A 22,073-nucleotide genomic window follows, 5' to 3' on the forward strand; every position below is an offset into this window, starting at 1 on the left:
TCAATATAAATTAGATATTTCCTTTAAAATTTCAGCATTAGAAGATAACTCCTGAAGTAAGGCATTTATTTCTTGAAATGAACTAGCTTGTTTATCAAATGTACTTGTAATTTCAGTCATATTTTTAGATACACTTGATACTGAAGATTGAATTTGTTTTAATGTGTCATCAATTTTTTTTATAGAATCAGTGCTTGAATTTGAAAGTTTTCTTATTTCCTGAGCAACAACGCCAAAACCTTTTCCCATTTCACCAGCACGTGCTGCTTCTATAGAGGCATTTAAACCTAAAAGATTAGTTTGTTTAGCTACGTTTTTAACAAATCCTAATATTTGATCTGTATTTTTTACTTGATCGTCTGTTTTTTGAATATCATCGCTGATTTTAATGTTTGACTCTGACATATGTTGTATGTTAGCAGCCATTTCATTTGTATTACTACTTATCTTTTCCAAGGCATCGGAAAGGCTTTTGGATAAACTTGAAATTTTGTACTTCTGGTTTAAATTTTTTACAATTGCAATACAGCCTATTACAGTACTATTATCAAAAATTGGAATTGATATTGATTCTACTTCCATACCAAATATTTCCTCGGGAATTCTTTTTTTGATAATCTTGCCTTCTAATATACATTTATAATTGGATCCTTCAGATGAAATTGAATCACCTTCTTTTACATTCAAGTTAAACTTTTCATTACCATAAATTTTAAGGTACTTTTCTTTGTTTGACATAGAAAATAGTACATCATAGTTAAAAAAGTGTTTGATGTAAGGTATTAATAATTCATAGGAATGCATTATTTCATTAGTTAAAGTTTGTTCAGACATAATCAGTATTACCACCTTTTATAAAAATATCCATAGATATTTAAAATATATGAATTTATAGGATAAAATTATTATAACATAAATTTAATGGAATAATTTTATATTATATAAATAAAGTATTAAAAATTAATAAATTATTAATACTTTATTAAGTGATATGAAATACTATCTTTTTAAAATATGATATAATTATTTAAAGCATGTTATATTGATAGGAGAGATAAATGAAAATGGATATTGTGTATAGAAAGTTTTTACCAGTTTTGAAATTACTAATAGTGTTAGTTTTAATAAGTATATTCATGCGTATACTACCAATACTTGTAATCGCTGGAGCTGTATCATGGGGAATATTTAAACTTGTAAGGTACTTTAAAAGTATAAAAAAAGACTCTTTTCAAAATGCGAAAAAAGAGATGAAATATGATACTGAAGATGAGTTTAATCTTCAAAATAAAAAAGTTGTGGATGTAGACTATGAGAATGTTTCTTCAAATGAAAGAGAAGATTGAAAGTATATAAAGTATCTTTAAATAATTTAAAGATACTTTATAATTTTTTATCTAACTTTAACATCGAGCAGATCTAATATAAACATTACAAGAGGTATACCTATAAGTAATCCCCAAAAACCAATAAAGTGTTCTGAAGCTATGAGTATTATAAAAGTAAAAAATATTGGTAAGTGTACTTTAGATGACATAAGTTTTGGATTTAAAATATAACTTTCTATTGAATGTACTACTGCAATCATTATAAGTATATAAAGTACCTTAGTTAAACCACCTATTTTAAAAGCTATAATTGAAAGTGGAATTAGTGAAATTATTACACCTGCTACTGGGATCAAGCTTAAAATGAATATCATAAATCCAAGTGTTATAAGCTGTGGAAATTTCAATATAAAAAGTACCGTTACAGATATTGCTGTATTTACAAAAGCTATTATTATTTGAGCTTGTATAACTTTACCAAATGAGTTTAAAAAGTTGTTCCCAAAGAAACAAAAATATTTGTAAAACCCAGAGATTTTGCTGTCTTCAAACTTTTTTAAAAAAGATATAATTTTTCTCTTTTCAAGTATAAAAAATAAACTCAGCATAATTGCAATAAATGAATTTACACTCCATTTTCCTATATTAGTAGCTAGCTCAATTGTTGCATTTACTCCAGATTTAAGATAATTGCTTAAATTAATTTGTGCAGTATTTAAGTATTTTTGCATTATATTTGAACTATATTTTGATGCTGTACCAAAATCAGCAGCTTGATTTATAAGAGTTTTACTTTGAATTATAATTTGCGGTACATATCTTACAATTATAAGTACTATGGATAAAAATAATATTGAATATATGCAAATAGTAATGACTTTTTCCTTTAAAATTGTAACTTTCTTGAAATAACCTAATATAAATTCTTGTAAACTATTCATAAGATAAGTAAACAAAAATGTTAATAAAAATAGGTCTAATAAAGATCTGCAAAGATAAAATATAATTATTAATCCTATAAAAAATAAAAATCTTTTAAAGGATTCTTTAGCCCAAAGTTCTTTAAAAAAATCCATTCAGTTAATCTCTCCTTGTTATAAATTAAGTTCTCTCATTATTGTTATTCCAATGAGCCCAGGTCCCGTATGTACACCTGCAACTGGACCTATATTTCCAAAACCTAAAAATGTTATATTGTCAATTCCTTTGAAGTGCTCATATAAACGCTTTCCTTCGGATTCAGCACCACCATGAAGTACCCAGACTCTTGCTTTTGCTGTTTTTAATATATCTTGAATTATTTCAATCATTTTGTGCATGGCTTTCTTTTTTCCTCTTACTTTTGCATAAGTATAATATATACCATCTTCATTTATGGATATTATAGGTTTAATACTCAAAAGTTCTCCTACGGTACCGGAAACTTTTCCTATTCTTCCGCCCTTTATTAGATATTTTAACGTATCTACAATATAGTATATTGATATACTATCTCTTATCTTAGGAAGATATTCTAAAATTTCTTCATAAGTTTTTCCTTGATTTATTAGTTCCCCACATTTTATTATTATAGCACCTGCACCTAATGTTAATGCTTTTGAATCAAACACAGTTATTTTCATATTAGTATAACTTTCACTTACTAGTTTCAACGTATTATATGTGCCCGATAATCCCGAAGATATACAAACAGCTATAACATGAGTATACCCTTCTTTTTCTAAGCTATTAAATAAGTTTTCTATATCAGTTATGGAAGGAAGTGAGGTGTGAGGAACTTCTTTTTCCAAGTTATCATACACCTCTTCAGGTGTTATGTTAACCCTATCTATGTATTCACTGTCTTTATATATTATTCTTAGCGGTAGTATTTTTACATTAAACTTTTTTATAGTTTCTTCATCTAGATCTGATGTACTATCTGTTACTAAAGCAATTTTTGACATTTAAATAACCTCCTTGCAATCATCAAATATAATTATATATCAAATATTATGTAGTTATCAATACTAGTATGTCGATAGTTATAATATAAATTTAAAATGATGATTTAGTTTATAATAAATTGCATAAGATATTAGTATACATATTTACAATTTAACTTGTTAAATGCTAAATTATATCTAATAATTATTATTATACATTTATTAAATATAATTCAAATAGGGGATTTAGTATGAAAAATAATAAAAAGATAAATTTAATATTAATCATGTTGTTTTTAATAATATTTATATTTAGTATACAGTATACCAAAAGTAAGCCTTCTTATCAGTATTCATGGGATAACTTTGAACATATAGTAAATGATTTCCCAAGTTATTCTAAAGACAACTTAGTTAAAATAGCTTCTAAAGTAATAGATAATAGAAATAGTAATACAATAACATTTGAATTTATAACTGATACTCACTATGACCAAAAGTGGAGTTCTAGAAAAACTGCATTAAGGCATCTTGATGAAGTAAAGGAACTTGGAAATATGATAGATACAAGTTTTATTGCAGTTGGAGGAGACATAGTTGATGGATATTCTCCAAAGTATAAGTCAATTGAAAATTTAAACAAGACAGTTTCAGAACTCATGTATGGAAATAATATGAATGTTTTTTTAGTTAAAGGAAATCATGATGATAATACTTATTACAATATAAGAAATACACCTCGTTCTGTTGATAATGTAATTTTCCCAAAGGAATTTTATAATTGTACAATAAGTAAAATAAAAAATAATGTGGAAGTAGATAATGAAAATCCATATGGTAGTTATTATTATAAGGACTTCCCAAATCAAAAATTGAGAGTAATAATACTCAATACAAATGATTTACCAGTTATATACAAAAAGGATGGCTCATTAAAATATAATGGTATAAATAAGTATGCAGTATCAAATGATCAATTAAACTGGGCTGCACACAAAGCTTTAAATTTTTCGGATAAAAAAGACAAATCCAAGTGGAAAGTCATATTTTTTAGCCACGCGTGTTTTGAAGAGGATATAAACCATCGCAAAAAAATAATAAATGGTGATGTAATGATTAATATTATTCAAAGTTTTAAAAATGGAGAGTCATATTGTTCAAAAAATGATTATGGTGATTTTGCTGAAAATGTAAATGTTGATTTTAGAAAACAAGGTAAAATGGATGTCATAGCTATGATAAGTGGTCATGTACATAAAGATGCATTAGAAAAGAAAGATGGAATAACTTATATAACTACATTAAATTCAGTTCCTATAAGAATGAATCCTAATACCCCAATTAGGTGTCCTAATTCAAATACTGAAAATGCATTTGATGTTTTTTCTGTAGATGTAAAAAATAGGGATGTAAATATATACAGGCTTGGTGCAGGCACAGATAGAAAATTTTCATATTAGACTAAAGCAAAACCCCATTATGCTTAAAAATAAGCTTAAAAAATAAATGATTTACAAAAATAAAAAAATGCTTGAATATTTATAAATTTAATTGTATAATTATAAAAAACAAATAAGGGGGAAAATATTATGAAAAAATTTAAAATAGCGTCTGCAGTTATGATAAGCGTGATGGTAGTTTCACTGTTTGCAGGATGTGGAAGTAGTAATAATTCCAGCAGCAGCTCTAAATCAAAGGTAAACTCACTGCAAAGAGTTAAAGATTCTGGTAAGCTTACGATAGGATTAGATGATTCTTATCCACCAATGGAATTTAGGGATGATAATAATAACTTAGTAGGTTTCGACATAGATCTTGGAAATGCACTAGCTAAAAAATTAGGAGTTAAACTTGAAGTTACTACTACAGATTTTAACGGAATTTTATTAGCACTAAAGTCTGGAAAGTTTGATGCCATAATTTCAGCTTTAAGTATGACAGAAGAGAGAAAGAAGGAAATAGATTTCGTTGGACCATATATAGATGGCGGACAGATAATTGTAACTAGAAAAGGAGATGATTCAATAAAAACTAAAGATGATTTAAAGGGAAAGATATTGGCAGCTCAATTGGGATCTACAGGTGAGCAAGCTGCCATGAAAATTCAAGGTGCTAAAGAAGTTAAAAAATATGATAAGGTAACAGAAGCATTTCATGATTTAGCTATAGGAAGAACTAACGCTTTAATAGTAGATGGTCAAGTTGGCGGCTATTATACTAAGAAAGATAGCAGCAAATATAAGATACTAAGTGAAAGACTGACTAAGGAACCTGAAGGGATAGGTGTTAAAAAAGAAGATAAAGAACTTAAAGAAGCTCTTCAAAAGGCTTTAGATGAGCTTAAAGCAGATGGAACTTTATCAAAACTTTCAATAAAATGGTTTGGATATGATATTTACAAAATGTAATTAATGTACTTAAAGAGTGGGGCTTTTGCACTATAGATTTCATCAACAAACACTTAACATGTGTCTGTATATATGTTAAATGTTTGGTGCAGATGTATCTAGTGCAGAGAAGCTCCCTCTTATTTTTTATTTAAGAATATAATATCATTTTATAACTTGACACAAACACGATATCATTGCTAAATTTACATTAATGTAGTTATAATATAATATAATATTATATATGATATACTATAATTAGTGAATAGAACAAAAATGTGAACTTGGAGTTTATCATATTTGGATAAGAGGGGAGTTTCTATGATAAATCAAATACAAGACGAATTGCAAGCAATAGCTGAAACCATAAAGGCTGTTATAGGTATAGATATAACTATTATGAATAAAAATTTACTTAGAATAGCTGGAACTGGTAAGTTGAAAGAAAAAGTAGGATATGCTGGTCCAAAAAATTCTGTGTTTCAAAAATGTGTTTTAACAGGAAAACCTTATTTTATAAAAAACCCTAAAGTTTGCAAAGAATGTGTTACATGTGATGGAAGGGAAAAGTGTGATGAGAAAGCAGAGGTATGTTTACCTATAATTATAGACGGAAAAGTAGAAGGTGCTATGGCAATGATAGTTTTTGATGAATCACAAAAAGAAAACTTTCTACAAAAAATAGACAGCTATAAAGATTTTGAGAAGAGACTAAGTGAGCTTATATCTTCACATATAAGTGAAAAAAATTTTAGTAACAAGCTTGAATATAAATCTAAAGAACTCTTAACTGTTATAGATTCAGTTAATGAAGGAATTATAATAATAGATAATAAAAATAAAATATTAAATCTAAATAAGTATATAAGAGAAAAGTTTAAATTAAAAAATGGTGAGATAATAGGTAAAAATATAAATTTAATTCTTCCAAGTAAGTTTATAAATAAGTTTAAAAGAAATGATTATCTATTAGAGGAAGAACAAATAACAATACAAAAGGGTAATATAAGATATGATTTTTTACTTTCAATAAAACCTATAAAAGTAAACAACAAAATTTCAGGTGGAGTTATAACTTTTAAAGACTTTAATAAATTGCAAAGATCTGTACTCAAAATAAATGAAAAACATTCTATTTTCACTTTTGAAGATATAATAGGAGATAGCCCAGTCTTTTCCAAGGTTAAAGAAGAGTCAAAGCAAATAGCAAAACAAGATGTACCAGTTTTGCTGTTGGGTGAAAGTGGTACTGGCAAAGAACTTTTTGCACGGGCAATTCATTTTGAAAGTTATAGAAAAAGTGAAGTTTTCATGCCTATAAATTGCGGTGCAATTCCAGAAAGCTTAGTTGAAAGTGAACTCTTTGGATATGAGAAAGGTGCTTTTACAGGAGCAAGCAGTAATGGAAAGATAGGTAAATTTGAGTTAGCTAAAGATGGAACTATTTTTTTAGATGAAATAGGAGATTTACCCCTTCATATGCAAGTAAAGCTCTTGAGAGTACTTGAAGAAAAAGAAATAATGAGAGTAGGAGGAGTTAATACAATAAAAGTAAATCCTAGAATAATAGCTGCTACAAATAAAAATTTGTATAAAATGGTTGAAAAAAATGAATTTAGGAGAGATTTATTTTATAGATTAAATGTTATTCCAATTAATATACCTGCCCTTAGAGAAAGAAAACAAGATATAATACAACTTTCAGGATATTTTTTAAATAGATATAACAGTGTATATGGTAAAAATATAAAGGGATTTGATGAAGAATCAAAAAAGGCACTACTTAAATATTCATGGCCTGGTAATGTACGGGAACTCCAGAATTTAATAGAATATGCTATTAATTTTGAAAAACATGATATAATTACTTTAAATACTATAGCTGGAAGAATAGAACCTAATAAGAGTAGGATAGATGAAGATAAGACATTTAAAGATATGGTTACGGAATTCGAAAAGCAAGTAATATATGATTATATGGAACGCTACGGATATGATACCGATTGCAAAAAATTGATAGCAAAAAAGTTAAATATAAGTACAGCAACTCTCTATAGAAAACTTGGAGAAAAAATTATCAAAGATGATAATTAAATTATCATCTTTGATAATTAATATGATTTATATAAAGTTATTATATAGTCTCTAATGAGTTTAATTTCTAGTATTAAAAGTATATAAGAATATAGTTATATGCTGGCATGAAACTTGCTTTAAATTTAATATAAAATATTTAATAGCAATTAGGGAGGTATATAATATATGAAAAATGATGAACTACTATTAGATATATTAAAGGATCAGGTGGTTCCTGCACTTGGATGTACAGAGCCTACTGCAGTTGCTTATGCAGTGGCTAAAGCAAAAGAATTGCTAGAAGAAGATGTAGAAAAAGTTGATATATATGTTGATAGAAATATAATGAAAAATGGAAAAGAAGTTGGAATTCCAGGTACAAATGAAAAGGGAATTAAAGTTGCAGCAGCGCTAGCGTTAGTTATTGGAAAATCAAAATATAAACTTGAAGTTTTAAAAGAAGTAACAAATGATAGTTTAAATGATGCTATTAAATTGATTCAGAAAAACATTATAAATCTTGGCTTGAAAAAAGACACAAATGGATTATATATTGAAGTTGCAGCAAGTAGTAAAAATAATACGTCAAGGGTTATAATAAGAAAAACGCATTTAAATATAGTTCTGCTTGAGAAAAATGGTATGCCTATTTCAAGCGAAAATTGTGAGACAGAAGTTGAAAATAAAGTTTCTATTAGAGATAGAATAAAGGAATTCAAAATATCAGACTTAAAAGAATTTGTAGACACAGTAAGTTTTGATAAGATAAAGTTTATAAATGAAGGCATTGTTATGAATAAGAGAATGGCACTAGATTGTTTTAAATACAATTTGGGAATTGGTATTGGAAATATGTTTAAAAGTGATGAAGGAGATATAGAAAACTATGCAAAAGCAATAACTTCAGCGGCTTCAGAAGCTAGAATGTCAGGACATGCACTGCCTGTTATGAGCAGTGCAGGAAGTGGAAACCATGGTCTTGTTGCGATACTTCCAATTGCAATAATAGGAGAAAAGATGAATATACAGCAAGAAAAGATAATTAGAAGTGTTACTTTAAGCCATCTTATAACAATCTATGTAAAAAGTTATACAGGAGCTTTATCTCCAGTATGTGGATGTGGTGTAGCAGCTGGTGTTGGTGCTTCAGCTGGAATCACATATCTACTTGATGGAAGCATGAAGCAAATAGAAGGAGACATTAAAAATATGATTGCCGGAATAAGTGGAATGATATGTGATGGTGCTAAAGTTGGTTGCTCTTATAAACTAGCAATATCTGTAGGCGCTGCAATTGATGCTGCTAAGATGGCTATAAAAAATATATTTATACCAGATCAAGATGGTATATTATCTGAAAGCGTTGAAAAGACAATACAAAATTTAGCACGAGTATCAAATGAAGGCATGTCAAGTACCGATGACGTAATATTAGATGTAATGATGGAATCATGCAATTAAGAGCTTATTTTAAATAAACTTAAAAGTTTTAAAAGTGCTTACGATTTTAGTTAAAAAAATCGTAAGCACTTATAGTTTTAATATAGTGATTTTACTAAAATGTGAGAAAAAAATAACCCTATCTTGATGAATAGGAGTTATTTTTTTTATTATGTCCTTTGAAACTATTTGTCATATACATACCATAAATTATTGTTATAAAAGCAGCTGCAAATGGTATTACAAGTTCTAGGATATCTGGCATAAAGGATGCTATAAGATTATCCTCTAATAACATCTTAAATGCAGTATGTGCAAGTACTGCTCCGCCTATATAAATTACAATCGGATATTTTTGCATTAGTTTTGCTACGTATTGACTTCCAAAGAATATAATTGGGATATTGAGTAAAAGTCCAAATATTATGAGTACTACATTTCCATTTGCAGCACCAGCTATAGCTAGTACATTATCAAGACTCATTGTTGCATCTGCTACTACTATACTTAGTATTGCACTCATAACATTATTAGATGAATTTACATGAGATTTATTTTCTTCATTACTACTTGGTTTTATAAAATCCCATGTTATCTTTATGAGAAGTAATCCACCAACTAACTTTATTGGAAGCCATTGAATCATAAGTATATATGATACAAAGCATGTAAAGATAATCCTCAGCAGAACTGCTGCAAATACACCTATAGCTGAAACTAGTTTTGCATGTTTTGGAGGTAAATTTTTAGTAGCTAATGCAATTACTCCTACATTATCTCCACTTAAAACTATATCTAGTAAAGTAATTTGTAGAACCCCTATAACTGAATTTATTAAAGAATCCATATTGTCATCACTCCAATTTAAAAAAATATAAGATATTAAAATAAGAGGTAAGTTAACTTGCTTAATATAATATACTTTACCACATAATAATTAAAATATCAATTACATTTTGTGGCAACAATATACATTTATATAATATATGAAGTTTTATTCGTATGTTATGATATCATAAAAAAATAAATTTATGTTATAATGAAACGATGTTTTAGAATGTATTCAAATTTAATCAGACAAATATGAGGTGAAAAGTGATACATTAAAAGAGAATATTACTATTTCCTGTCTTTGATTATTTAAAAATATGTGACATAATTACAAATGGAGGATTCAATGAATAAGCAGATGATTATAAGAATTTTGAAAAAGATAATGTTAGTTATTAAGATGAATTTTGATGTAATATTATTCTTTATTGTATTTTATATCAAGATAATGAATTTTGGTAATCAAATAAATCCAGTGTATTTTTACTATAAAGATATCTTTGTTCCAGTTGTTTCATCAATACTTATAATTATGAGCATAAGTTTTATATTTAGGGACAAAAGATATATTGTATTATATATTTTAGATGTAATATTTACAATATTTATAATTGGAGATTTGCTTTTTTATTATAAATATGATGGGCTGATAACTGATGTATCCATAAAGTATATATTTTCAAATGGTTTTAAATTTAAATATTTGTTGAATAGTCAAATGATTTATAAATGTATACCTTATATGATAGATTTATTGATTATACTTGTGATACTGCACTTATTTCTAGTACATAAAAATATATACAAGAGTTTTAAATATAACTTTTTTATGTTTTTGCTTTTCTTAGGCATTGGAATTATTTTAGATATGCCTCAAATAGAGAAAATATCAATAGATCAACCTCAGCTTATAAATACAATGAGCAATAAGGTATATATTGCTAGAAATCTTGGATGTATAAATTTTCACTTAATAGATACATTTAATTTTATAAATAACAATAAAGATAGTTTGAAAGGTATATCCGATGAAGAAAAAAAAGAAGTGTTTACTTTTTTAGACAATAAAAATAATCAAAGCAGTCAAATAAAAAAGTTAAATGGCTGTGGAAAAGATAAAAACTTGATTATAATACAAGTAGAATCACTACAGCAATTTGTAATCAATAAAAAAGTAAATGGACAAGACATTACTCCAAACTTAAATAAATGGATAAATCAAAGTATGTATTTTGATAATTTTTATTTTCAAACGTGTGTAGGAAATACTTCTGATGCCGAATTTATCATAAATAATTCTATGTATCCTTCAAATATGTCGCCAGTTTACTATACTTATAGTGCTAACAAATTGGATTCACTCCCAAGTAAAATGAAAGAAAAGGGTTACCATACTGCAGTTTTTCATGGACACATGGAAGACTTTTGGAACAGACCACTTATGTACAAAAGTGAGGGATTTGATAAGTATTATGGTGAAAAAAGCTTTAACATGGATGAAGAGATAGGTATGGGATTAAGTGATAAATCTTTTTTTAATCAAACTTTGGATAGGTTAAAAGATTTAAAGCAGCCTTATTATTCTTTTGTAATAACTTTAAGCAGTCACTATCCATTTAAAGATAAAAACAATGAATTTGGCAATTTTGATGTTGGAAACTATAAAGGTACATTTTTAGGAGATTATTTTAATGCAATTCACTATACGGATAAACAAATTGGAATGTTTTTAGATAAACTTCAAAAAGAAGGGATTATGCAAAATTCGATTATAGTGTTGTATGGCGATCACAATGCTATAGGTGACAATAATATAAATCAATTATATAGTTTCTTAGGAGAGAAAAATATAAATGAATTTGATAAATTTAATCTTGAAAAAGTACCTATGTTTATACATTTTCCAAATTCTGAATTTAAGGGCGTAAATCATAGGTATTGTGGTCAAATGGATATTTACCCGACACTGTCAAATATATTTGATTTAAAAGCTAAATTTGTATTTGGAAGAGACTTATTCAATACAAGTGAACAAAAAGTTATATTCAAGAATGGAGCTTTTATAAAAGATAATATTTTATATATTCCGTGGGTTAATAGTTATTATGATTTAAAAACAGGTAAAAAAGTAAATGAAACACAAAACTTAAAAAAAGATAAAAATGATGCTGCGAAAGAACTTAATTATTCTGATGATATTTTAGAACATAATTTACTAAAAAACTTAAATACTAAATAGCTGATTTAAAAAACTAGGGAAAAGGGGAATTAGAATGATTGTATTAAGTGCTTTAGAAAGTATCTTAAGTATAATAATAATGATTACTATAGGATGTATACTTACATATAAAAAGTGGTTTGATGAAAAGACAGCAGCAATTTTTGCAAAAGTTGTATGTGGATTATCACTACCTTGTCTTATGATATCTAATATTATAGGTAATTTTGACAGAAACAAATTAGTTCATTTGGGTAAGGGTGTTATAATTCCCTTTTCGTCTATGGCTGTAACATATTTAATAGCTATTGTCGTTTCAAAAGTTATTAGGGTTAAAAAAGGTAGAATAGGAACTTTTAGGTCAATGTTTTTTGTATCAAATTCAATATTTATAGGACTTCCAGTAAATATGGCATTGTTTGGAACTAAAAGCATACCATATGTGCTTATCTATTACATAGCCAATACTACATTCTTTTGGACTATAGGTAGTTATGGAATTTGTATGGATGGAGAAAATCATCAAGGCAAACATCCAGGTATGTTTTCTAAAGAAACCTTAAAAAGGATATTTTCTCCGCCGCTTCTAGGCTTTATAGCAGCTATAATACTTATAATCCTTAATATACATGTGCCTAAATTTATTTTAGATACATGTAATTATTTTGGAAACTTGACTACGCCGCTGTCAATGTTATTCATAGGAATAACATTGTATTCTTTTAGATCCGAAAAAGTAAAAGTAGATAAGGACATGGTAGCAGTACTTGTTGGAAGATTTTTAATTTCTCCACTTTTAATATTTATAGCAGCTTATTACTGGCCTATACCTATCTTAATGAAGAAGGTATTTGTTATACAAGCGGCTATGCCGGTTATGACTAATACAGCTATAGTTGCAAAAAGTTATAATGCTGATTACAAATATGCTACTGTTATGACTGTAGTTACAACTGTGCTAAGTGCTGTAGTTATACCATTATACATGATGATATTAGGGTAGAATATAAATAATTAGAATCAAAATTATGGATGATATACTGATGATTTTGGAATATAATTATTAATAAGAGGATATTTTGTAGGAGGGAGTAAATTAGATGAAAAAATTTGTATTTGGAAGAAGCTGCATAATAATGGGCGAAAATTGTATGCAGTGTTTAAAAGAAATAAATGTTGGTAGAGCATTTATTGTGACTGGTCATAAATCCATGATTGAAAGTGGGATAATTCAAAAAGCAGAAAAAATTTTAAGCAGCAAAGGTTATCCTGTGTATATACATTCTGGAATTACTAAAAGTTCAGGGATAAATATTATAATGGATATTTTAGATGCAATGAAAAAGTTTAAACCTGATACAGTTATAGCATTAGGGGGTGGATCTGTTATAGATGCTGCTAAAATTCTAACTATTATTTATGAAAATCAAAATATAAATTTTGAAAACATACTTTCTTTTAAGCTTCCTACAGAAAGAAAATATCTAAAGCTAATTGCGATACCATCCACTTCAGGAACCGGAAGTGAGGTTACAAGAAGCTGCCTTATGTGTTTAAAGGATAATGATGCCAAAATAAAACTCAAAACTCCTGCATTTATTCCAGATGTAGTAATATTAGATCCAATTATACCACTTAATATGCCATTTTCTATCGCGGCGCAAACAGGTATGATTGCAATATCTCATGTAATCGAATGTTATTTAGATGATAATTTGAATGATATATCTAAGTGTTTATGTAGACAAGCAATTATGGGATTATTTAAGTATTTACCATTATCTTGTCAAAGCAGTGATATAAAGTTTAGGGAAAAAGTACAAAATTATGTGTGTATTTCAGGACTTGCATTTAATAATGTTAGCAGCGAAATAATTGATGCAATATCTGCTTCTATCAGTGCAAAGTTTAATTTAAATTATGGACTTGTAAATGCTATAGTATTGCCTTACTTTTTAGAATATAGTACTAGAAATATAACAATAGTTTCAAGGTTAAAGGAGCTAGGTAAGTACATAGGAGTAGAAGATTTTATAAATTCAATAAAAAAACTGAATAGCAAATTAAGCATACCAAAAAGCTTAAAGGAAGTTGGAATTGATGAAAAGAAATTTGAAAATAACTTATTTATGCTTGTGCAAAACTTAGTAAGATATTTTACCAAAATAAATCACATAAAGATTTCAGAGGAGGATATAGTTAAAATATTAAAATATGTTTATTACGGACATGATATAGATTTTTAGGTTAAAACGGTTTGTTAATAAAAAAAGTATAAATTTTGGAAAATAGTTAACAATATTTATGTAATATTAATCATTGAAAGGAGGAATAAATAATTGGATTTCTATATCTATAATACACTATCGCGTAAAAAAGAAAAATTTATTCCTGTACATGAAAACAAAGTTGGTATGTATACTTGCGGACCAACAGTTTATGACTATGCCCATATAGGAAATTTGAGAACTTATATTTTTGAAGATGTGCTAAAAAAGTCTTTAAGATATGTTGGATATGATGTAAAACATGTTATGAATATAACTGATGTAGGTCATCTTCAGTCAGATGAAGACTATGGAGTTGACAAAATGCAGCTTGGTACTGAAAGAGAAAGTAAAACTGTTTGGGATATAGCAAATTATTATGAAAAAGCTTTCTTTAAAGACTGTAACAAATTAAACATAGAAAGACCAACCATAGTGTGCAGAGCTACTGATCATATAGATGATATGATAAATTTAATAAAAGTTCTAGAAAATAAAGGATATACTTATATTTCTAATGGCAATGTGTATTATTCAATTGATAAATTTAAAGATTATAATAAATTGGCTAATTTGACTATGGATGAATTAAAAGCTGGCAGTAGAATAAAAATAGACGAGTACAAAAAGAATCCATTAGATTTTGTGCTGTGGTTTACAAATTCCAAGTTTAGAAATCAAGTAATGCAGTGGGATTCACCATGGGGAATAGGTTTTCCAGGATGGCATATAGAGTGTTCTGCAATGTCAATAAAGTATTTAGGTGAAAAAATAGACATTCACTGCGGCGGTGTGGATCACATACCAGTTCATCATACAAATGAAATAGCACAATCAGAAGCTGCATTAGGACATAAATGGGTAAATTATTGGATGCATGGAGAATTTCTTGTATTAGATAATGGAAAAATGTCAAAATCTAAAAGGGACTTCTTAACATTAAATAAACTAGAGGAAAAGGGATTTGATCCGCTAGTTTATAGATATTTTTGTCTTCAATCAAGATATAGAAAACAATTATTGTTTAGTTTTGACGCATTAAAGGATGCGGAAAATGGATATAAAAAATTAAAGAATAAAGTATCAAATTTAATAAAAGAAGTTAAAGAAGAAGATAGGCTAGATTTAGAAAAAATAAATGATTACAGAAATAAGTTTGTAGAGAAACTCAGTGACGATTTGAACATACCAAATGTATTTACTGTTTTATGGAAAGTTATTAAAGACAATCAACTTACGAATAAGGAAAAGTGTACCTTGATAGAAGATTTTGATAAAGTATTGTCTATGAATTTAATGGATGTATATATAGAAGAAGGTTTAAATTCAAATGTGGATAGTAAATTTATAGATAAGTTTATACAGGAGAGAAATGCTGCAAGGCAAAACAGAGATTGGACTAAAGCAGATGAAATTAGAGATAAATTAAATTCCATGAATATTGAAATTTTAGATTCTAAAGAAGGAACCAAGTGGAAATTAAAGAAGTAAGAATTGAGGATTAAAGGGAAAGTTGAATTTTGAACTTTTCCTTTTTTTATTTCTTAAAAATTTGACTTTATAAGGATTAAATAATTTGACGCATAACACCAAATGTAGTATCATTAAAAGTGTGATTACCATATTACGGAATATCATGTCGATTGTGGGTTCTGATACACATCATGTAAAACATGTCATAATCTTTAATAGGATATTTAAGAGTTTAGGGTTTAGCAAGTGACTAATAAGATTTGAAAAGGGGGAAGATACTAAATGGAAAAAAGAAAATGTTTAGAAGAAACAATCAAACCGTTAACACCTCTTTTAGCTATGGAAGAGGCAGCAAGATGTCTTTTATGTCATGATGCACCTTGCAGTAAGGCTTGCCCAGCGGGAACCAATCCAGGGAAATTCATTCGTTCACTTCGTTTCAGAAATTTAAAAGGAGCAGTAGAAACTATAAGAACAAATAATGTACTTGCTGGAATTTGTGCAAGGGTATGTCCTTATAATAAATATTGTGAAGGAGCTTGCAGTAGGTGCGGCATAGATAAACCTATAAGAATAGGTGAGTTACAGAGATATCTAACTGACTATGAGAAAAACATAAACATGAAAGTACTAGATAAGGTAGAAACTACAAAGGAAAAAGTAGCAGTTATAGGTGCTGGCCCAAGTGGTATTTCGGCAGCAGCAGCACTTGCATTAAGAGGATATAAAGTAACTGTGTTTGAAGAAAAAGACATCTTAGGTGGATGGTTAAGTTATGGAATACCACCTGAAAGATTACCTCAACAAGTTGTAGAAGATGAAATAAACTACACAAAAGAGTTAGGGGTAGAATTTAAAATAAATTGTAAAGTTGGAAAAGATATTAAAATAGATGCTCTTAGATCAAAAGGATATAAAGCATTCTTAATTTCTATTGGAATTCAAAATGGAAAATCTGTAGATATTAAAGGCGCTGACTTAGAAGGTGTTGTAAATGGTGTAGATTTTCTTGGAAAGGCTAAAACTAATAAAGGTGATGTAAAAGTAGGTAATCATGTAATCGTTATTGGCGGCGGAGATGTTGCTATGGACTGTGCATCAACTGCTAAATTACTTGGATGCGAAGATGTAAAGATAGTTTACAGGAGAACTATAGAAAAAATGCCTGCAGATTCAAAGAAAAGAGGATACATCCAATCATTAAATATTCCCATATTCACAGGATTCAAGCCATCAGAAATAATAGGCAATGCAGGAAAGGCTGCAAGCTTTAAAGCAAAAGGTATGTTTGATGAGGCAGCTGCATTAGAACTTACAGCTGATATGGTTATATTTGCAGTAGGACAAGAACCAGAAGATGTAAGACTTATTGCTGATGTAAAAGTTGATGAAAAAGGAATAATAGCTGCAGAAGATTGCAGAACAAATCTAGCAGATGTATTTGCAGCAGGAGATATAGTTGAAGGAGATAAAACAGTTGTACAAGCTATTGCACTAGGTAAATTAGCTGGGGAATCAATAGATTCTTATTTAGCAGGTACAAGATAGTTTCATAAGGAATTAAGGAGGTGCAGATTAAATGAGAAAAAAAGATCTTTCAATAGAGTTTTGTGGGGTAAAATGTGAAAATCCGTTTTTCCTATCATCATCACCAGTTGGAAATAATTATGAAATGTGTGCAAAAGCATTAGAAACAGGTTGGGGTGGAATAGTTTTTAAAACAGCCGCTGTAGAAAAAATGATAGAAGTTTCACCGCGTTTTGATGCTAATAAAAAAGAAGGAACTCCTTTTATAGGATTTAAAAATATGGAGCAAGTTTCAGAACATTCACTTGAACAGAATCTTGCAGATATGAAAAAACTTAAAGAAAATTATCCAAGCAAGGTATTAGCAGCTTCAATAATGGGTTCAAATGAAGAAGAATGGACTAAACTTGCACAGCTTGTTACGGAAATAGGCGCAGATATTATTGAATGTAATTTTTCATGTCCGCAGATGACAAGTCATGCTATGGGATCAGATGTTGGTCAAAATCCTGAATTAGTTAAAAAATATTCAGCTGCAGTAAGAAGAGGAACTCATCTTCCTGTACTTGCAAAAATGACTCCTAATATAGGAAATATGGAAGCACCAGCAATAGCTTCAATAGAAGGTGGAGCTACAGGAATTTCTGCTATTAATACAATAAAGTGTATTACTGGAGTTGACCTGGATAAAAAAGTAGGTCTTCCAATAGTAAATGGTAAATCATCCATATCTGGATATTCAGGAAAGGCAGTTAAACCAATAGCTTTAAGATTTGTAAGTCAGCTTGCCAAAGAACCAAAACTTAAAAATGTTCCAATCAGTGGTATTGGAGGAATAGAAACTTGGCAGGATGCTCTTGAATTTATAATGTTAGGAGCAAAAAATGTTCAAGTTACTACAGCTATTATGCAGTATGGATATAGAATAGTTGAAGATATGATCAGTGGATTACAATATTATATGGAGGAAAAATGTGTAGACAAGCTTTCAGATTTAGTTGGTGCTGCTCTTGATAACATAGTACCAGCTGAAAATTTAGATAGAGATTATATAGTATATCCAAAATATAATACTGACAAATGCATTGGATGTGGGAGATGTTATATTTCATGCTGTGATGGAGCTCATCAAGCTGTAGTATGGGATGAAGAAAGTAGAAGACCTTCATTAAATAAAGATAATTGTGTAGGCTGTCATTTATGTGCACTAGTATGCCCAATAGAAGATTGCATAACGAAAGGAGAAATTAAATTTAAAGATTTTGGTGTAAAAAGAGAAATATCTCTTTAACAAAAAACTGTAAAGGGGAATTTTTATGAGCGCAATAATGTCAGGTGCTATTAGTATGGGGATAGTAGCATGGATATGGGCTAATTTATCTACAGCCATTGGAGTTTCAGTTTGGGCTGGGTTTATGGGTACTACAACTTATTATGCATCGGGAGAAAGATTTATAAAAGGTTGGGTAAAGGCTATGGCTGCAAATATGGTAGGAGTAGTATGGGCTATAATTTGTGTAGAATGTTCTAAGGTTTTTCATGTTCCTAATATTGTTGCTATTATGACAGGAATTATTTCATTTGGTATAGTTGCAGAAGCTAAATGGAAGCATTTATCATTTGTGCCAGGTGTATTTATCGGATGTTCCACAACTTTTGGAATGCTTGCTTTAAATGAAACTTATTTATCTACTATAGCAGCGCTTTTAATGGGTTCAGTTGTAGGGATACTCTCAGATGCTGGTGGAGCATTGTTAGTAAAATTAACTAATAAAAAAGAAAGTAAAGAAAATTTGGTGGGAAAACAGATGTAACAAAAAAATACTACTTATTTATTCATATAAGGTATTGTTAATGCTTTTTTAGGGAGGTATAATAATGAAGAAATTTGATATGATAGTAAAGGATGGGACTGTTGTAACAGCTTCCGATACTTATAAAGCGGATATTGGTATAAAGGATGGTAAAATTGTAGAACTGGCATCAGATTTAGGTGAAGATGGAACTGAGATTGTAGATGCAAAGAATAAATATGTATTTCCAGGTGGAATAGATCCTCATACTCATATGGACATGCCTTTTGGAGGTACTTTCTCAAGTGATAATTTCAAAACTGGAACTATAGCAGCAGCCTGCGGCGGAACTACTACTATTATAGATTTTGCCATTCAACCAAAAGGAAAATCATTAAAGGAAACTGCTAAAATATGGCGTGAAAAGTCAGATGGTAAAGCGGTTATAGATTATGGTATTCACATGAATATAACAGATATGACTGAAGATGTCATGAATGAAATACCAGAAATGATTAAAGAAGGATACTCCAGTATTAAGTTATATATGACTTATGAAGGTATGAGAGTAGATGATGGTACTTTACTTAGAACTTTAATGAAGGTTAATCAAAGCGGTGGTTTAACTTGTGTTCATGCAGAAAACTATTATGCCATAGATTATAATACAAAAAGACTTTTAGCAGAAGGAAAAACTGAACCAATATATCATGCATTATCACGTCCGGATTTAGTAGAAGGAGAAGCTTGTGGAAGAGCTATAAAGCTTGCTAGAATGGTTAATGCTCCTCTTTTTGTAGTTCATAACACTTGCGAGGCTTCTATTTCAGAAATAGAACGTGCAAGAACCCAAGGCTATCCAATAATGGGGGAAACTTGTCCTCAATATTTATTACTTTCAGAGGACAATTACAGAGAGCCGGGTTTTAATGGAGCTAAATATGTAATGTCACCACCTCTTAGAGACAAGAAAAATTGGCCTGTTGTATGGAAAGCTTTAAAAGATAATACTGTTCAATTAGTAGCAACAGATCACTGCCCTTTCTTTATGAAACAAAAAGAATTAGGAAAAGAATCATTTACTAAGATTCCAAATGGTGCACCTGGAGTAGAACTTAGAATGGCATTAATGTATACTTACGGAGTAGTACACAAAAAATTTGATTTAAATAGATTTGTACAAGTAACATCAACAAATGCTGCTAAGATATATGGTATGTACCCGCAAAAAGGAACTATTGCAGTAGGTAGTGATGCTGACTTAGTAGTATTTGATCCAAATGTTGAAACTACAGTTACACAATCTATGCTTCATGAAAATGTAGATTATACACCTTATGAAGGATTTAAATTAAAGGGATATCCAGTAACTACAATAAGTAGGGGAAATGTAGTTGCTAAGGACGGCAAATTTGTAGGAAAAGAAGGAGCAGGTAAGTTTATAATAAGAAAAGCTCCAATGATTATATAGCTTTAATAATCATATAATTATTAAAAATTAGGAAAGGGGTATGTTTTAAAATGAAAAATGATATGTTAACTTGTGATATAGATAGATTGAAAAATAAAATAGTTACATTTAGTAAATTTGGTGATGCAGGTCATGGAGGAGTAACAAGATTTTCTTTATCAGAAGCAGCTCACCAAGCAAGAGCAGAATTTTGTAAAAGAATGAAAGCAGCTGGTGCAGAAATAAAAACAGATGATATGGCAAATATTTATGCAACACTTAAAGGTTCAGAAGATATCCCGGGAGTAGTAATGGCATCACACGTAGATTCAGTTAGAAATGGTGGAAACTATGATGGTGTTTTAGGTGTACTTACAGCAATGGAAGTAATTGAAACTATAACTACAAATAAAATTCCACATCGCCGTCCTATTACAGCTATGATTTGGACAAATGAAGAAGGCTCTCTTTATCCACCTGCTATGATGTCTTCGGGAGTTCTTTGTGGAAAATTTGATAAAGCAGCTATGTTAGCTTCAAAGAGTCCTGAAGGAAAAACTTTTGGAGAAGCTTTAAAAAACAGCATGTATGTAGGAGATGAAGCTAATAGATTAAATCCTAAAGATTATATGGCTATGATTGAATTACACATTGAACAAGGTCCTGTACTTGAAGCTGAAAAAAAAGATATAGGCGTTGTAGAAGGTGTTGTTGGAATGGTTAACTACAGAATCAAAACTTATGGACAATCTGACCATGCAGGTACTACTCCAATGAAATATAGAAGAGATGCTCTTTTAGCAGCAGCTGATGCTTTAAAATATTTACACCAGGAACTTGATAAACTTGACAGTAATCTTGTTTATACTACAGGTGAAATAGTTTGCCATCCATGTGTTCATACTGTAATTCCTGATTATGTTGATTTCTCATTGGATGCAAGGCATAAAGATTCTGAAGTAATAAAACAAGTTGTTAAGGTTATTGAAAACATTCCTAAGGAATTTGACAAGTGTAGAGTTGAATATGAACTACAGTGGGCACGTAATACTGTTGCTTACGATAAAAAATTAGTTGGCTTTGTTAAGAAGAATGCAGATGCTTATGGATATTCAAATATGTATATTTATAGTGGTGCAGGTCATGATGCTCAGTATGCAGCTGAAATGTTACCTACAACTATGATATTTGTCCCAAGTAAAGATGGACATAGCCACTGCGAACTTGAATTCACACCTGTAGAAAATTGCTGGAAGGGTGCTAATGTATTATTACAAACAGTACTCGATGTTGATAGGAAATAACAATTTGATGATGAATAATATAGTTATAATTTAAATATATATTTAATAAAATTC

18 protein-coding genes are annotated in these 22,073 nt (G+C 29.2%); 14 read left to right on the forward strand and 4 right to left on the reverse strand.

The window, feature by feature from the left end; all coding sequences use genetic code 11:
• The gene (locus EBB51_RS06870) at positions 1-834 is read right to left on the reverse strand and encodes a methyl-accepting chemotaxis protein (RefSeq protein WP_123053779.1); all 834 of its coding nucleotides are present in this window, start codon (positions 832-834) and stop codon (positions 1-3) included.
• A gap of 224 nt (positions 835-1,058) precedes the next feature.
• On the opposite strand from EBB51_RS06870, the gene EBB51_RS06875 reads away from it, so the two are divergent.
• Entirely contained in the window at positions 1,059-1,346 is a 288-nt protein-coding gene (locus EBB51_RS06875; protein ID WP_123053780.1) for a hypothetical protein, read from the forward strand.
• A gap of 47 nt (positions 1,347-1,393) precedes the next feature.
• Here EBB51_RS06875 and EBB51_RS06880 read toward each other — a convergent pair whose 3' ends face one another.
• Positions 1,394-2,404, reverse strand: coding sequence for an AI-2E family transporter (locus tag EBB51_RS06880; protein WP_123053781.1), 1,011 nt, complete (start codon positions 2,402-2,404; stop codon positions 1,394-1,396).
• Positions 2,405-2,422: 18 nt separating this feature from the next.
• Positions 2,423-3,274, reverse strand: coding sequence for a DegV family protein (locus EBB51_RS06885; RefSeq protein WP_123053782.1), 852 nt, complete (start codon positions 3,272-3,274; stop codon positions 2,423-2,425).
• Between the two features lie 230 nt (positions 3,275-3,504).
• On the opposite strand from EBB51_RS06885, the gene EBB51_RS06890 reads away from it, so the two are divergent.
• From EBB51_RS06890 to EBB51_RS06905, 4 genes are all read left to right on the forward strand, one after another.
• Entirely contained in the window at positions 3,505-4,713 is a 1,209-nt protein-coding gene (locus tag EBB51_RS06890) for a metallophosphoesterase (RefSeq protein ID WP_123053783.1), read from the forward strand.
• A gap of 129 nt (positions 4,714-4,842) precedes the next feature.
• Positions 4,843-5,661, forward strand: coding sequence for an ABC transporter substrate-binding protein (locus tag EBB51_RS06895; RefSeq protein WP_123053784.1), 819 nt, complete (start codon positions 4,843-4,845; stop codon positions 5,659-5,661).
• A 300-nt stretch (positions 5,662-5,961) separates the two neighbouring features.
• Entirely contained in the window at positions 5,962-7,734 is a 1,773-nt protein-coding gene (locus EBB51_RS06900; RefSeq protein WP_123053785.1) for a sigma 54-interacting transcriptional regulator, read from the forward strand.
• A 168-nt stretch (positions 7,735-7,902) separates the two neighbouring features.
• Complete coding sequence (locus EBB51_RS06905) at positions 7,903-9,177, forward strand: L-serine ammonia-lyase, iron-sulfur-dependent, subunit alpha (protein ID WP_123053786.1); 1,275 nt, start codon at positions 7,903-7,905, stop codon at positions 9,175-9,177.
• A gap of 118 nt (positions 9,178-9,295) precedes the next feature.
• On the opposite strand, the gene EBB51_RS06910 is transcribed toward EBB51_RS06905, so the two are convergent.
• Entirely contained in the window at positions 9,296-10,003 is a 708-nt protein-coding gene (locus tag EBB51_RS06910; RefSeq protein ID WP_123053787.1) for a TerC family protein, read from the reverse strand.
• 330 nt (positions 10,004-10,333) lie between these two features.
• Here EBB51_RS06910 and EBB51_RS06915 point away from each other — a divergent pair, with 330 nt between their 5' ends.
• The 9 genes from EBB51_RS06915 (at position 10,334) to EBB51_RS06955 (ending at position 22,019) form a co-directional block, all read left to right on the forward strand.
• On the forward strand, positions 10,334-12,226 hold the full coding sequence (locus tag EBB51_RS06915; protein ID WP_190285239.1) for an LTA synthase family protein: 1,893 nt from the start codon (positions 10,334-10,336) through the stop codon (positions 12,224-12,226).
• A gap of 34 nt (positions 12,227-12,260) precedes the next feature.
• A complete protein-coding gene (locus EBB51_RS06920; protein WP_123053789.1) occupies positions 12,261-13,208 on the forward strand; it encodes an AEC family transporter in 948 nt (315 codons plus the stop codon).
• A 97-nt stretch (positions 13,209-13,305) separates the two neighbouring features.
• Complete coding sequence (locus EBB51_RS06925; RefSeq protein WP_123053790.1) at positions 13,306-14,451, forward strand: iron-containing alcohol dehydrogenase; 1,146 nt, start codon at positions 13,306-13,308, stop codon at positions 14,449-14,451.
• Positions 14,452-14,544: 93 nt separating this feature from the next.
• Positions 14,545-15,963 carry a cysteine--tRNA ligase gene (gene cysS / locus EBB51_RS06930; RefSeq protein ID WP_123053791.1) on the forward strand — a complete coding sequence of 473 codons (1,419 nt, stop codon included), beginning with the start codon at positions 14,545-14,547 and terminating at the stop codon, positions 15,961-15,963.
• A gap of 264 nt (positions 15,964-16,227) precedes the next feature.
• Entirely contained in the window at positions 16,228-17,493 is a 1,266-nt protein-coding gene (locus EBB51_RS06935; protein WP_123053792.1) for an FAD-dependent oxidoreductase, read from the forward strand.
• A 31-nt stretch (positions 17,494-17,524) separates the two neighbouring features.
• Complete coding sequence (preA, locus tag EBB51_RS06940; RefSeq protein WP_123053793.1) at positions 17,525-18,763, forward strand: NAD-dependent dihydropyrimidine dehydrogenase subunit PreA; 1,239 nt, start codon at positions 17,525-17,527, stop codon at positions 18,761-18,763.
• A gap of 25 nt (positions 18,764-18,788) precedes the next feature.
• Positions 18,789-19,286, forward strand: a complete 498-nt coding sequence (locus tag EBB51_RS06945; RefSeq protein WP_123053794.1) for a DUF1097 domain-containing protein — start codon at positions 18,789-18,791, stop codon at positions 19,284-19,286.
• Between the two features lie 64 nt (positions 19,287-19,350).
• The gene (gene hydA, locus EBB51_RS06950) at positions 19,351-20,736 is read left to right on the forward strand and encodes a dihydropyrimidinase (protein WP_123053795.1); all 1,386 of its coding nucleotides are present in this window, start codon (positions 19,351-19,353) and stop codon (positions 20,734-20,736) included.
• Positions 20,737-20,786: 50 nt separating this feature from the next.
• Positions 20,787-22,019, forward strand: a complete 1,233-nt coding sequence (locus EBB51_RS06955; RefSeq protein ID WP_123053796.1) for a Zn-dependent hydrolase — start codon at positions 20,787-20,789, stop codon at positions 22,017-22,019.
• Positions 22,020-22,073: the final 54 nt, after the last annotated feature.

This window comes from Clostridium sp. JN-1 (assembly GCF_003718715.1).
In the GTDB taxonomy this organism is placed as follows: domain Bacteria; phylum Bacillota; class Clostridia; order Clostridiales; family Clostridiaceae; genus Clostridium_AV.